9 protein-coding genes are annotated in these 14,723 nt (G+C 70.1%); 3 read left to right on the top strand and 6 right to left on the bottom strand.

Annotated elements, in window-relative coordinates; genetic code table 11:
* Positions 1-80: 80 nt before the first annotated feature.
* Positions 81-827, bottom strand: coding sequence for a FadR/GntR family transcriptional regulator (locus VF329_00530; protein HEX7079486.1), 747 nt, complete (start codon positions 825-827; stop codon positions 81-83).
* Between the two features lie 308 nt (positions 828-1,135).
* Here VF329_00530 and VF329_00535 point away from each other — a divergent pair, with 308 nt between their 5' ends.
* Positions 1,136-3,052, top strand: a complete 1,917-nt coding sequence (locus VF329_00535) for a beta-L-arabinofuranosidase domain-containing protein (GenBank protein HEX7079487.1) — start codon at positions 1,136-1,138, stop codon at positions 3,050-3,052.
* Here the strand turns inward: VF329_00535 and VF329_00540 are convergent.
* Positions 3,046-3,966 carry a ParB/RepB/Spo0J family partition protein gene (locus VF329_00540; protein ID HEX7079488.1) on the bottom strand — a complete coding sequence of 307 codons (921 nt, stop codon included), beginning with the start codon at positions 3,964-3,966 and terminating at the stop codon, positions 3,046-3,048. The two genes, VF329_00535 and VF329_00540, sit on opposite strands and share 7 nt — an antisense overlap.
* A gap of 215 nt (positions 3,967-4,181) precedes the next feature.
* Here VF329_00540 and VF329_00545 point away from each other — a divergent pair, with 215 nt between their 5' ends.
* Positions 4,182-4,682: a hypothetical protein gene (locus VF329_00545; protein HEX7079489.1), complete on the top strand. Its 501-nt coding sequence runs from the start codon at positions 4,182-4,184 to the stop codon at positions 4,680-4,682.
* A gap of 13 nt (positions 4,683-4,695) precedes the next feature.
* Here the strand turns inward: VF329_00545 and VF329_00550 are convergent, their stop codons facing one another.
* The 4 genes from VF329_00550 to VF329_00565 all read right to left on the bottom strand — a co-directional run bounded on the left by VF329_00550 (position 4,696) and on the right by VF329_00565 (position 12,605).
* A complete protein-coding gene (locus tag VF329_00550) occupies positions 4,696-6,243 on the bottom strand; it encodes a hypothetical protein (protein HEX7079490.1) in 1,548 nt (515 codons plus the stop codon).
* Positions 6,244-6,274: 31 nt separating this feature from the next.
* Positions 6,275-8,053: a peptidase M61 gene (locus VF329_00555; protein HEX7079491.1), complete on the bottom strand. Its 1,779-nt coding sequence runs from the start codon at positions 8,051-8,053 to the stop codon at positions 6,275-6,277.
* Between the two features lie 10 nt (positions 8,054-8,063).
* Positions 8,064-11,126, bottom strand: a complete 3,063-nt coding sequence (locus VF329_00560; GenBank protein HEX7079492.1) for a TonB-dependent receptor — start codon at positions 11,124-11,126, stop codon at positions 8,064-8,066.
* Positions 11,127-11,363: 237 nt separating this feature from the next.
* Positions 11,364-12,605, bottom strand: coding sequence for an aminotransferase class V-fold PLP-dependent enzyme (locus VF329_00565; protein ID HEX7079493.1), 1,242 nt, complete (start codon positions 12,603-12,605; stop codon positions 11,364-11,366).
* A gap of 180 nt (positions 12,606-12,785) precedes the next feature.
* Here VF329_00565 and VF329_00570 point away from each other — a divergent pair, with 180 nt between their 5' ends.
* Positions 12,786-14,261: a hypothetical protein gene (locus VF329_00570; GenBank protein HEX7079494.1), complete on the top strand. Its 1,476-nt coding sequence runs from the start codon at positions 12,786-12,788 to the stop codon at positions 14,259-14,261.
* Positions 14,262-14,723: the final 462 nt, after the last annotated feature.

The raw sequence follows: 14,723 nt of genomic DNA on the forward strand, positions 1-14,723 counted from the left end.
GCGTCGATTCGGGCCTGTAGGAGCGCGCATCGCGCGCGATCGGCATGTCGACGTGCTCAGCAGCCCGATATCGCGCGCGCTTACGGCGTGCGTGTCGGGCGGTCGGTCATGTCGAGCAGCGCGAGGTCGACCAGGTCTTCCATGGCCGCGTGCGCGGCCTCGGCATTGCGCGCTTTCACTGCGTCGAACACGCGCCGGTGATCCGGCACCGGATCGCGCTGGAGCGGGTTCTCGCGCTGCTTAAAGATCGTGGTCCAGGCGACCGCCGCGCCGACCCCCGAGATCATCGACGCGAGGAACGCGTTGCCGCTCGCCTGGATCAGCGCCGCGTGGAAATCCTGGTCGGCCTTGCGTCCCGCTTCGTTCGCCAGGGTATGCAACGCCATCTCGTCGAGTGCGCGCGCCATCACCGCGAGGTGCTCGTCCGTCCGCCGCCGCGCGGCGAGCGCGGCCGCGCGCGGCTCGACGATGTTGCGCAGCTCGAACAGGTCGACCAGCAGCTGCCGATCCGGCTCGAACTCGAAGATCCACGACAGCACGTCGGGATCGAGCAGGTGCCAGTTCTCCGGCTGGCTGACGCGGGTGCCGACCTTGGGTCGCGACTCGACCAGCCCCTTCGCCGCGAGGATGCGCACCGCCTCGCGGTACGCGCCGCGCGAGACCTGCAGGCGGTCGCTGGCCGACACCTCGCCGTTCAGGAGCTCACCGGGCTTGTAGCGGCCGGATACGATCAGTACCCCGAGATCGCGGGCGATCGAGCCGTGCAGCCTGAGCGCCCGGCGGCGGGCGCGCGCGTCGTTCTTGCGCGACCAGGCGGGCGAGGCCACGTCAGGTGCCCTTCGGCGGTGGGGGGCGGTCTGGAGTCATCGCTTCGCTGTCGTCCTGGCGGCGCCCGCGCGGGCGCCGGCCGAAGTGCGCGGTTCGGGCGTATTGTACGACATAAGGCTTGCGGCGATGGCTCGTGCTTCCGGCCGGCCTTGTCGGCGGCTCCGGGGCTGGCTACCATCAATTTGTCTGAGTAATTCAGGACGTGCGATGCACCACTTTGCGACGAGGCGCGGCCTGCGCATGGCTGCCGCAGCGCCGACCGCGACGTCGTGCGTGATCGACGACGACCTCGCGAAGAGCGGCTGACGTGCGTGCGCCCGGGTCCGCCATCGCGCTCGCGCTCGCCGCGCTCGGCCTGTCCGACGCCCGGGCCGGCGGCCCGCCGCCGGCGGCGGCGTTGTTCGATTTCGCCGACGTGCGGTTGCTCGACAGCCCGTTCAGGGACGCGAGCGAGCGCAACGCGCATTACCTGCTGAGCCTCTCTCCCGACCGCCTGCTGCACAACACGCGCAAGTACGCGGGGCTCGAGCCCAAAGCCGAGGCGTACGGCGGCTGGGAGTCGCGGGGCATTGCCGGGCACACGCTCGGGCACTATCTGACCGCGCTCTCTCAACAGTTCGCCGCGAGCGGGGACGAGCGCTTCCGCCGGCGCATCGATTACATCGTTGCCGGGATGGCGGAAGCGCAGGCCGCCTACGGCGACGGCTACGTCGGCGCGCTGCCGCCGCTCGAGCTCGAGACGCTGCGCGGCTTCCGCGACGGCAAGGTCGAGGTCGAGAATCCGTTCGTGTTCGCGGGCGGCGCCTGGGTGCCCTGGTACACCGAGGACAAGATCCTCACCGGCCTGCGCGACGCATGGGTGATCGGCGGCAACGAGCAGGCGAAGACGGTCGCGCTGCGGCTTGCGGACTGGGTGCACGGCATCGTGGCCGGGCTGTCACCGGAGCAATTGCGCACCATGCTCTCCGTCGAGCACGGCGGCATGCGCGCCGTCCTCATGGACCTGTACGCGCGCACCGGCGAGGCGCGTTACCTCGACGCGGCGCGCCGCTTCCGCCACGCGGCGGTGCTCGACCCGCTCGCGCGCGGCGAGGACGCGCTCCCCGGCCTGCACGCGAACACGCAGATTCCGAAGATCGTCGGCGCGGCACGCGCATTCGAGGTCACCGGCGAGCCGCAAAGCCGGCAGGTCGCGGAAAACTTCTGGCAGATCGTCACGCACGAGCATTCGTGGGTGATCGGCGGCAACAGCGAGGGAGAGCACTTCTTCCCGCCGGACGAGGCTGCGTCGCACCTGACGGGCGCCACGGCCGAGGCGTGCAACACCTACAACATGCTGAAGCTCACGGAGCACCTGTTCACGTGGGAGCCGAGCGTTGCGTACGCGGATTACTACGAGCGCGCGCTGTACAACCACATCCTCGCGTCGGAGGAGCCGGAGCACGGCATGTTCGCGTACTTCATGTCGCTCGAGCCGGGGCACTTCCGCACCTACAGCACGCCGTTCGATTCCTTCTGGTGCTGCGTCGGCAGCGGCATGGAAAGCAACACCAAGTACGGCCGTGCGATCTACTTCCACGGCGACGACGAGCTGTACGTCAACCTGTTCATTCCGTCGGTGCTCACGTGGGAGGAGCAGGGGCTCGTGCTCGAGCAGCAGACCGCGTATCCGCGCAGCGACCGGACCGAGCTCATCGTGCGCAAGGCCGGCGGCGCGCCGCTCGATCTGCGCGTGCGCGCGCCGGCGTGGGCCAGCGGCGACTTGCAGCTCGAGCTGAACGGCGAGCCGTATGCGGCGGACGCCCGGCCGGGGCAGTACGCCTCGATCCGGCGCGTGTGGCGGGCGGGTGACCGGCTGGCGCTGCGGATTCCGTTCGTGGTGCGGACCGAGCCCCTGCGCGGTGCGCCCGGGCGCTTCGCCTTGCTCTATGGCCCGCTGGTACTCGCCGGCGATCTCGGGCCCGCGCCGCGCAGCGCCAGCGTGCCGTACGCCGGGGACCAGGCGGCGAATCTCGGCGCCGCCACGGTCGCGGTGCCGCTCCTCGTCGGCAAGGATCCGGCGGGAGTCGCCGCGGCGCTGGTGCGCGAGCCCGGGCCTGCCATCGCGTTCCGCGCGGCGGGCCGGCTCGACGGCCGCGAACGGTCAGTGCGCCTGCGGCCGTTCTACGAGCTGTACTACCGCCGTTACAACGTGTACTGGTCGCGCACCGATCCGGCTCACTGACCGGATTCGCGCACCCGCGGCCCCGCCGTGCTGCGCACGCGGCCGATGAGATCGAGCACGCGCGCGAGCGCCTGTTCGAGCTGCGGCAGGTCGCCGAAGCCGATGTTGAGCGCGTAGCCGCCGTCGCGCGCCGGCCGGATGCTGAACTTGCGGCCGAGCTCGGCGCGGATCTGCTTCTGGAGCCAGCGCGTCTGGAGGTCCGGTGCAGCCTGTGCCGCGCCCTCCGGCGCGCCGTCGAGCAGGGAGCGGACGGCCTCCTCGACCTGCCGCACGGACAGACCTTTCTCCGCTGTCTTGCGCGCGAGCGCGATCTGGCGCTTCGCATCGAGCGGCAGCAGCGCGCGCGCGTGCCCCATGTCGATCGCGCCGTCCGCCAGCAGTGTCTTCACGGCTTCCTCGAGATCGAGCAGCCGCAGCAGATTGCTGACCGAGGCGCGCGAGCGGCCGACGGCTTTCGCGACTTCCTCGTGGGTGAGCCCGAATTCCTGCGCGAGGCGGGCCAGCGAGCGTGCCTGGTCGACCGCGCTCAGGTCCTCGCGCTGGAGGTTCTCGATGAGCGCCACCGCGAGCGCCGCCTGGTCATCGAGCTCGCGCACGACGACCGGAACGGTAGCGAGCGCGGCGAGTTGCGCGGCACGCCAGCGTCGCTCGCCGGCGACAATCTCGTAGCGCGCGCCGCTTCCGGCAGGCGCGGTGCGCACGACGAGCGGCTGCAGCACGCCCTGCTCGCGGATCGAATCCGCGAGCTCGGAGAGCCCTTCCTGCTCCACGTGCCCGCGCGGCTGGTAACGGCCCGGCACCAGCTCGCCGACTTCGATTTCGAGGACGCCCGCCGCCGCGGGCTCGGCGAGTTGCTGCTCGCGAGCGTGCAGCAGCACGTCCAGCCCCCTGCCCAGCCGCTTGTGTTTTTTCATGCCGGCAGCCCGTCCGAATCCCGCGCGTGTAACCGGCGACGATTATGGCATGGACGCGTAAGGGCCGTGTCGACGCGCCCGATTGACAGCGCCGTGCGCGGGTCCTATGTTCGGGCGCACCCGTCGCCGGACTGGCGCGCGGCCGATGCGTGCATATCCTGACCCCCCGTAAACCGGTTTTCCGCAGGCCCGAGCTTCTGTCGAGGATCTCCGCGATGATACCCACCGTTCGGCGTACCGGCGCGCTCTGCGCGCTCTTGATCCTGCCTCTGCTTTTCTGTGAGCACGCTGCCGCCCAGAATGCGGCGGATGCCGCCGCCCTGGCCGAGTACCGGCTGACCGACGACGGCCTGGCGAAATTCAGCCAGGCGACGCGCAATCTCGGCGCGGCGGTCGCAGCCGACCCGGGGCTCGAAGAGCGCATGGACAAGAAATCGCGGGACGACGCGACGATCGCCGAGACGGCGGCGATTTACGACTCGGAGCCCGCGGTGCGCAAGGCCGTCGAGGACGCCGACCTGACGAGCAGCGAGTACGTCACGTTCGTGTACTCGCTCGCGCAGGCGGCGATGGGTGCGTGGAGCATGCAGCAGTACGGCGAAGACAAGCTGCCGGCCGGAACGCCGCGGGAAAACGTCGATTTCTACCTCGCCAACAGCGACAAGATCGCCGCGCTCTCAAAGGAGATGCAGGCGCTCGACAAGAACGACGACTGAAGCCCAGGGAGGATCAGGTCGCCTTGCGGCAGGCGTCCTCGGTGAGTGTGCCGCGGCGCACCCACTCGTAGGCTTCCACCGCTTCGCCGTCGACCTCGAGCTTGGCCAGCCGGCGCTCGAGACACGGCCCGAAGGCGTCGGATCCGGGAACGATCGTCTCGCCGTCGAGGATGACCTTCTCGAAGAACGTGCCGGCGTCAGGACCGAGCTCCGCGTTCACCGCCGCGATCCAGGCGGCGCGGTCGAACGTCTCACCCGCTGCGCGCCGGGCGAAGAGCTCGCGCAGGACGGCATCGAGCGAGCGCTTGCCGTTCGAGGCGGCGCGGATGCGCCGATCGAGGTCTGCGAAATACAGCTGGCCGCGGACGTATGGCGTGTGCCGCACCGCCTCGTCGCCGAAGCCGGTCTCGACGATGCGCGCGGCCGTCCAGTTGCGCGCGGGACTCGTCCAGTAGCGGCGGAACACGTCGTTCACGTCCAGGCGGTATTGCTCGAGCGAGCTGAAGCCGCCGCGAAACTGCAGCAGCGTCGTGTAATAAGAGGTCAGCCCCTCGCTGAACCAGCTCGTCACACCGATCGGACCTTCCATGCCACCGACGAACTGGTGAATCATCTCGTGGAAGAACAGCCCGTTCGGGCCGTCCGTGGATTCGTCCGGCTGCGCCGGGCCGCGCGACAGCATGAAGCTGTCGGTGAGCGCGGTGCCGCCGCCATAGGGTGGGGTGTCGAGCACGCGGATGAAGACCCGGTAGCGGGGCACCGGCCGCAGATGGGGGAAGAACTCCGCAAGGCAGGCGTACACGTCGCCCGCGAAGCGCATCTCCTCGAGCGGATCCCACGGCGGCGTGCCGAGCCAGGTGGCGCTGAAGTTGTTGGCGTCGCCGGTCTCCGGATACCGTCCGGCCGGACCGGCCATGTACCAGCCCTGCATGAGCTGTGCCGGCGGCGCGTGCAGCGTGAAATCCCCGTCGCCGAAGGACGAAGCGGCGATGGAGCCGCGAGCCAGGTCGCCGAGATTCCAGCGCACGGCGAGGGCGGCCGGTCCGACGTTCTCCGGGAGCACGAGGAAACCGGAGCCGGCACCGCTGACGCCGCCGGCGGAGGGCCGGATCCCGAAAGGCGGGCCGCCCGGCGAGCCTGCCGGCTGCACGAGCGAGCGCCACGCGATCGTCACCGGCGGCGCGACGTCGCGGGTGGCGCGCCAGTGCCGGAAATACGGAAAGCCGCCCTTTGCCGGCGGGTCGTTCTCGATCTCGAAGGTCACCGGTCCGCGGGAGTCGGTGACCGTCAGGCCTTCGACCCGGTCGGCGACGCCGGTCAGCGCGGCGTACACGATCGGCGCCGTCAGGCTGAAGGGTTCGCCCGCGCGCGGCGCGCCGCGCAGAACGGCGTGCACTTCGATCGCGGTGACCTCCGCGCCGCCATCGCGCACCGGGCGCAGCTCCATCTGAAGCTCGGGTTCGCCGGCGCTCGCCCGCACCGCGAGCAGCACGCCGGCGCAGATGAGCGCCGCGGCGCGACGCCCGGCTCGTGAGGGGAAAGGGTGAGGGTAGCCGCTCATCGTGACCTCTCCTGCCGGGTTGCCGACACGTTCACCACGTACACCCGGCGTCGGGCACCGCGTCGCGCCGCTCCCACTGCCATGCATTCACCGTTTCGCCGCGCGGCTGGTAACGCACGGTGAACGTCCGCTCGCCGCGGCGCACCGCGAGGCTGAGCCACGCGTCCTGGTCGCCCTGGATGGCGTCCTGCGGGACCGGTCTCAGGATCTCGTCGCCGTTCTCGAGCCCGGCCCGCGCCGCGGCGGAATCCGCGATCAGTCCGCGCACGATGCGCGGGTTTTCGGTCAGCACTTTCGGCTCGAAGCCGAGCTGGTAACGGCGCAACGGTTTCTGCGTGCGGGTGAAACACGGGCCGAACGCATCCGGCGGCGGCAACACGACCTCACCGGCCAGCATCGCCTCGAATTCGGCCACGCCCACGCTGCCGAGCTCCCGGTCGAGCAGGTGCACCCAGGCCGCCCGGTCCATCGGCCGTCCCGAGCGGCGCAGCTCCAGCATCGCGAGCAGCAGGTCGTCGAGAGACCGGCGGCGCGAGGAGAGGCTGCGCAAGCGGTGATCGAGCGCGGCGAAATACAGCGAGCCGCGGTCGTACGGCAGCACGCGCACGCGCGTGTCTTCCCAGAAGCGCGCCGGGATCTCGTCGTTCGGCGTATCGATCAGGGCATTCGTGTAATAGCGCGCGGCCGTGGCGTTGACGCTGTCGAGGAACTGCCCGGGCGTGATCTGTCCAGTGCGCAGGAGCATCAGGCGCTGGTAATGCACGGCGAGCCCCTCGCCGAACCACGACGACTGAAGCCCGGCCGGCGCATCCAGCGAGCCCACGAACACGTGAAACATCTCGTGCGCGAGCGTGCCGTTCAGACCAGCGGCGTCGGTCTCCGGCCCGAACGTCAGGATGAAGGAATGCCGGAGGCCCATGCCGCCGCCGGGATTGACCGGGTTCCTGCGCAGGAACACGCCGAACGGCGGGTGGTCCGGCGGGCGGAAGAACTCGAGGTAGCTCGCGTACAGCTCTTCGCCGCGTTGCATCAGCGGCGGCGCGTCGAACGGCGGCTGGCCCTGCCACGCGCCGAAGAAGCCCTCAGTCTCTCCCGTGTGCGGATAGCGGCCGATGGCGCCGGCCATGAAATAAGCGTCGGTGAAGCGCCCGGGCGGCAGCGCCTCGTCGATCGCGACGTCGTCGGTGCCATAGCTCGAGAGAGCGCGCGCGCCGGCCGGCAGCGCGGACAGGTCAAAGCTCACGGCGAAGCGGCGCGGCGTGTCGCCCGGGGGCATCATCAGGAAGGTGGCGCCGCCGCCGGAAACGGCTCCCGCTTCGCTTCGGAGCTCGATCGGCGGTGCTGCGCCGCGCGTGCCGGTGGCGTTCAGGACGGGCGCGGAATAGCGGACGACAACCTCGCCGGCGAGCGGGCGCTCCGCGGACCAGCAACGCGCCGGCTCGCCTTCGTCCGGCTCGCGGTCATGGGCGGCGAGCGCAAACGGGCCCTCAGCGTCGTGCGCTTCCGCGATCGACAGCGTCGCGGCCACGGTGTCGACATTGTCGGTCACGAGCGGCAGGCAGAGCAGCGGTTCGCCGGCCGCGGCCCGCACGTCGTCGAGCGTCAGCGTGACGTCGAGCGAGGGGATGCGCCCATCGTCTCCGACGGCCGCGGGCGCGAGCGTCACCGCGACGCGCCCGTCGTAGGAGCGCGCATCGCGCGCGACCGCGCCTGACGTCGCTTCACCGGCAGCCTGCGGCGCCAGCTCAACCGGCAGGTCGCGCGCGATGCGCGCTCCTACGGGCGCAGCAGCGCCCAGCGCGATCGGCAACAGCCAGATGCTAGAAGCGGTAGGTCGCACCGAGGAAATACTGGCGGCCGATGATGTCGCCGTAATGGTAGGTCGGGTACGACGGCTCCTCGTTCGTGAGGTTGTCGATCCCGGCCCGGAGCGTGAGCGCTTCGTTCCACCGGTACTGCGCGGACAGGTTGTGGGTTACGTTCGAGGACACGAAGGGATTCGGGTCGTTCTCGATCGTGGCATCCGGGATACGCAGCACCTCGGACAGGTACAGCACCTGGTAACTCACCCGGAACGGCTCCTTGATGTAACGCGCGTCGAAGCGCGTCACCCAGTCCGGCTGTTCCGTCGTGTTGTCGGTGCGGGTGAACACTTCGCCGGTCACCGAAGTCGTGAGCTCCGAAGTGTGAGTGGCCTCGAGACCGAGCTCGATGTCGCCGCCCATGTTGTCGAACAGTGAGTCGAGCTCGAAGGCATAGTTCAGGTAGTAGACCTCTCCCCGGTACTTGACGGCGCCCGCGTTGAACGTCGTGGTCGTGCCCGTGACGATGGAGCCGCCGGGCAGGCTGCTGGCAGCGTCCGGCTGAGCGAGTCGCGTGAAGGCCTCGCACACGCCCTCGGGCGGGCTCACGTTGTCGAAGCAGGCGAACGCGAAGTCCGCCGTCTCGAACGGCGACAGCCCGTCCTCGAGATCCACCTCGACGCGGTCGACGACGAGCGTGAGCCCGTCGAGGAACGCGGGCTCCCAGATGATGCCGTAGGTCAGCGTGTCCGAGATCTCGTTGCGGAGATCCGGGTTGCCGCCGGTCGTGACCAGCGCCTGCTGGAAGTTCTCGGCCGGATCCTGGAAGGTCGCGAGCCGCTCCTCCGCGGAGGCGCCCGCGTTGCTGCCGTCCGGCAGCACGCCGTAGCCCGGGTTCGCCTCGAACAACGCGAGGCAGTTGGCGAACCGGACGTCCGGGTTCGGTCCGCTCGTGATGCGGTCGGCGTCGCAGGGATCGCGGGCGATGGCGTCGAGCGAGGTCGTCTGCGGCGCGACGAGCTGCTCCAGCGTGGGCGCGCGGAAGTTTTTGCTGCGCGAGGCGCGCAGCGTGACGCCTTCCGTGACGTTCCACTCGAGACCGGCGCTCCACAGGCTTTCCGTGCCGGCGAGCGAGTTGTCGACGTAGCGGTAAGCGCCCGAGAGCTCGAGCGCCTGGACCAGGGGCAGGGTCACGTCCTCGCCGAGCAACGGCACCCGCACCTCCGCGGACAGCTCGTCCGTGTCGTAGCGTCCGGACTGGGGCAGCACCTCCGTGCCCGTGCCGATCAGGCCCATGCGATTCGCCGCCAGTGGCTCGAACTCCGCCCGTTCGTCGCGGTGCTCCCAGGCGGTGACGAAGCTCACGGGGCCGGCCGGCACCTCGAACAGGTCGCCGCCGAAGATCGCCAGCAGGTCCACCTGGCGGTTGTCGTACTCGGAGCCGGAGACGACGTTCACGTACTCGCGCGCCGCGTCGCCGATGTTGCCGCTGCCGAACGGATTGATGGGCGCGCAGCCCGCGTCGTCGTTCGACGGATCGGCATCCGCGTTGACCGCGCAAACGATGTTGCCGGAGCCGTCGAGGGCCGCGTTGATGGCGTTGTTGTAACGTGCATTCCAGATGTCCCAGCCGCGCACGGCGCCGTCGACGCGCCCGTAGCTGCCGGAGAGCGACCAGTAATAGTCCCGGCCGCCGAGCTCGAGGTCGCCGTCGAGCGCCACGAGCGCGCGCCAGGTTTCCGCCTCGGTCGTCTGGCGCCCGTCGATCAGGAGATCGTCGAAGGATTTCGAGAGGAACAGCGGCGCGCCGAAGGCGAACGATGGGCTCGCCGCGCTCAAGGCTGCGATCGCCTCGTCCGACAGGAACGGATTGTTCACGGTGAACACGATCGGGCCGGCATTTGATGCGGCCGGGTTGAGGATGGTGCGGGCCTGAATCTGCGGCGATTCCGTGCCTTCCGTGTCGGCGTACAGGAGCTCGGCGGAGACCTTCAGGGCATCGGTCAGGTCGTAGTGACCGATCAGGTTGACCGCCGTGCGCTCGACGCCGGTGTGCAGGCTCGACAGGTCGGCGAAGCGGAAGCCTTCGCCGCCCGCGGAAAACGGGATGCCGTGGCGCTCGCCCGGGTCGTACGGCGCGATGCCGCCGGAAGACGTGAACTGCAGCGGCTGGCCGCTCGCGTCGCGCGCGAAACAGATGTCGAAGCCGCAGGGCGGCAGCGGCACGGGCGCGGGAATCGTGAAGATGACGCCGTCGTTGTTGAATTCCCAGAAGCGCGCGTCGAGCACCTCGCGCACGGACGGAATGCCGTCGTTCGGTCCGGTGTCTTCCCCGTTGGTCGCCGTGATGCGCGAGAGATCGCCGCGCGGGCGGTCGGCGAACGCGAGCGGCTCCGTCTGCGACCATTCGACGTTCAGTGCGACGTTGCCGCGGCCGTCGCCGAAGTTCTTGCCGCCGGTGGCGCGCAGGCTGTACACGGGGTAATCCCCGTACGACGATTCGCCCGCCTGGGCGTCGAGCTCGAGTCCCTCGAAATCGTCCTTCAGGATGTAGTTGACGACGCCCGCGATCGCATCCGAGCCGTAGACCACGGCGCCGCCGGCCTGCACGATCTCGACGCGCTCGATGAGACCGAGCGGAATCACGTTCGCGTCCACCTGCGAATCGCCGAGGCCGCTGGAAGAGGTGACGAAGCGCCGGCCGTTCACGAGCGTCAGCGTCCGGCCCGGCCCGAGGCCGAACAGGTTCGGGAACTGCTGGCCGGGGCCGCTCGCCGAGCCGTCGCCCGGCGACAGGTTGAGCGCGGGCACGTTGGACGTGACCTGGTTCAGCGCGCTGGCCGCGCTGACGTAACCGCGATCGGTCAGCGCTTCATCGTCGATCGTCACGATGGGCGATGCCGTCTCGGTCTCCGCCCGGCGTATGCGGGAACCGGTGACCACGATCGCTTCGACCTCCTCGTCCGGACCGGCGAGGTCGGCGCTGTCGACCTGCGCGGGCGCGAGCGACGGCAGCGCGAGGCAGCCCAAGGTGGCGGCCGCGACCGCCGGTAGCTGCTGACGCAATGTTCGAGACGGCATGGTATTCCCCCTGCGGACCCGCGCACGCCGGCGCGCGCCGGCGATGCAAGCCCGTATACGACCTCAACGATGCAGGATCATCTTACGCGCGGACCGGGATTTTTCTTTTCGATCGGCGGCGGGCACCGCCCGCTAGGCGAAAGTTCTATTCCGTGGCGCCTGCGCTCGCGACATAAATGTCCCGCGCCCGAACGGCGGTTCACCATGCGCAATCGGGCGCCGGACGCGCGCCTGTCATCAGGTCTCGAGCGCGGCGAGCAATCGCTCCACGTCGTCCATGTCGTTGAACACCGAGACGCTCGCGCGAAAGCGGTTGCGGCTGACCGAGATCGCGACGCCCGCGGCATCGAGCCGCGGCACGAGCCGGCGGGCGTCCTCGAGCCAGCAGGCGACCATGGGGGCGCGGCTCTCCGGAGGCGTCGCGGGGCGGTAGCCGAGGCGCGGCAGCTCGCTCTTCAGGCGCTCGGTCAGGCGCCGGGCGTGCGCGTTGATGGCTTCGACGCCGGCCTCGAGTATGTAGCCGAGCGAATGGTCGAGCAGCGCGACGCCGGTATGCGAATACGTGCCGGTCGCGAAGTATCCGCGGGCGTCGTCGCGCCAGGTGTAATCGACGATGTGCTCGCCCGGCGGATCGAACGGATATGCGTGCGTCCCGAACGTCGCGATGCCGTAATAGCCGTGGCGCACGCGCCCGAGCTCGGGCAGGCGATCCTTGCGCGCGTACAGGAAGCCCAGCCCGAAATCGCCCATCAGCCACTTGTAGCTCGCGCAAGCGGCGAAATCGACGCCGCTGGCCCTGACGTCCAGCGGAATGCAGCCCGCGGCGTGAATGATGTCGGCGTATACGCGGGCGCCGTGCGCGTGCGCGATCTCGCACACCGCGGGCAGGTCGTGCTCGAACCCGTTGATCGTGGAGACCAGCGACAGCGCAATCAACCGGGTGCCTTTCCTCACCGCGCGCTCGACATCCTCCAGCGCGATGCGGCCGTCGGACTGCTGCAACCAGGTGACCTCGACGCCCGCCCGCTCGAGGTCGCGATAGAGCGGGAACGAGCCGAAGAAATGCAGCGTGTCGGTGACGACGTGAGCGCCTTTTTCCGGCAGCCCGAGCGACTGTACGACGAGGTGCTCGCCCGCGGTGGTGCTCTGCACGAAAGCGAGCTCGGACACGTCCGCGTTGATGAGGCGTGCGAAGCGCTCGAGCACGCGCTCTTCGCCGAGTCGGTAGTCCGTGGCGCCGGGCGCGAGCATGCGATCGGCGAGATAGCGCTCGAGCTCCGCCTTCGCGCCGAGGCTGATCGGGTGGTAGCTGCCGGAATCGAGCCAGGTCACGTCCATCGGCCCGAACGACGTCTTGTCGGGCAGCGAGCGCGGTCCGGGGGGCGGCGCTTCGGCAGCTGCCTCGGCTCCGCGCGCGACGCCTGCTGCGAGCGGCAGCGCGCCTGCCGCGAGCAACCATTCCCTGCGCGTCATGGCCATGGGGTTTGGCTCCGTCGACTGTGGACAGCCGTGAAGCATAGGCGCCGCGCGCGCCCAAAACGAACCGCGTTTTGCGCGGGCGTTGCATTATCGTTTCCGGGGGCGGGCAGGTGCATCGGCGATCCGGTGAGATCGTGCCGCGGTGCGGTTGCTACCATGCGCTCGAGTTGCGGGATCGCGATGAGCTGGATACTCCGTCTTTTTGGCTCGCTGCTGCTGGTCGGTGTGTGGGCGCCGGCCGCAGCAGCCGGGCCGCCCTGCACGGCGGCGGACGGTGTGCTCGCACCCGCGGCGGCGCGCCACGCGGTGACGATCGACCGCGAGCGCATCCCGTATCTCGCGACTTTCGAGCAGCACGTGCTCTGCGACGGCGAGGGCAAGCCGCTGGCGACGACCTCCGCGATCGCCTACCTGCGGGCCGACGTGGCGGAGCACGCGTCGCGCGCGGTGGTGTTCTTCTTCAACGGCGGCCCGGGTGCGTCGTCTTCGCCGCTGCACTTCGGCGCCGTCGGTCCGCGCCTGCGCAGTGAGCGCGACGCGGACGGACGCCGGAGCATGGCCGACAACCCGTCCTCGATCCTGGACCTGGCCGACCTCGTGTACCTCGACCCGGTGGGCACGGGTTTCAGCCGGCCGCTGCCGGGCGGCGACGGCGGGCCGTACTGGAGCAATGCCGGCGACGCCGCGGCGGTGCTGGCGACGATCCGTGCCTGGCTCGCGGGCCACGAGCGCGAGGGCTCGCCCATCGTCATCGTGGGCCAGAGCTACGGCGGGTATCGTTTGGCGCGCATGATGGAGCACGCGGGCGACCTGAACCTCGCCGCGCTGGTGCTCATCTCGCCGGCACTCGAGAACCCCGGCGCCGCGTCGGACCTCGACCACGTGTTCGACCTGCCGACGATGGCCGCCGCCGCGTGGTACCACGGGCGCGTCGAGCGCGAGGGTGCCGCGAGCGCTGCCGCGTGGTTCGACGCGGCCGCGGAATTCGCCCGCACGGACTACCTGGTGGCGCTGTTCCAGGGCGCGGCCCTGCCGCCTGACGCGCGTGAGCGCCTCGCCGCGCGTATTTCGGGCTTCATCGCCCTGCCGCCGGAGTTCGTGCTGGAGCACGACCTGCGCGTCGACTCCGAGACGTTCCTGCAAACGCTGCTCGCGAAAGAAAAGCGGCTGGTCGGCCGCCTCGACACGCGCGTCACCGGCCCGTTTCCCGAAAATCCGCCGCCCGACCGGCCGGCCGCGGCGAACGACCCGGCGCTCGGCCTCGGCCCGACGAACGTGATCGCGGCGCCGGACATTGCCGAATACCTGAAGGACGAGCTGGGCGTGGCGACCGATCGCGAGTACGTCTCGCTGACGCTCGACGTGAACTTCCGCTGGGACCGCAGCGACCCGCAGAGCCGCCCCGGCGCGCCGGGCCCGGCCCGGCACATCGCCGCGATCCTGCGCAAGAAGCCGGAGGTCGAGCTCGTGCTGGTGACCGGGATCTACGACCTCGCCGTGCCGACGCTCGCGCCCCTCTACTCCCTGCACCACGCAAACATCCCGCTCGAGCGCCTCACCGTAGCGCGCTTCCCCGCCGGCCACTCCCCCTACGAAGGCCCGGAAGGCCGCGCCCGCTTCTCCCGCCTGTTACGCGGCCTCCTCGCCACCGACTGAGTAGCACGCCCGCACCGCACGCGACCGAACGCAGGCACCGACACAAAACGAAGGCACTTGGCGCCCGTAGGAGCGCGCACCGCGCGCGACCGAACGCAGGCACGTACCCCGAACGAAGGCACGTTAGCCCTTCAGCATCGTTCACGCATGGGCGGCTCCGCCCGTGCCACCGGCGTCAAACGTGCGTGAACGATGCGTTCCCAAGGAGTGCGGGCCACGGAACGTTACGTGGCAACCAACCTTGAGCTCCGCATTATTCGTGAACGTTCGGCGTCAGGGGCGGAGCGGCGCCGCGACCGGGGGGAAGTCCTCTCGGCGCGGGCACGCAAGTACGTCCCCACGCACTACCGGCGCTTGCCGTCCAGGCTGCCCGGGAGAGCAAAAGATGAACCGGCACTGCGGGCTCGGCATCCCTGCCTCGCACGCCGCCGAGAGGACCTCCCCCCGGCCACGGCTCCGCTC

It is taken from the genome of Gammaproteobacteria bacterium (assembly GCA_036381015.1).
Taxonomy (GTDB): Bacteria; Pseudomonadota; Gammaproteobacteria; order Steroidobacterales; family Rariloculaceae; genus ZC4RG20.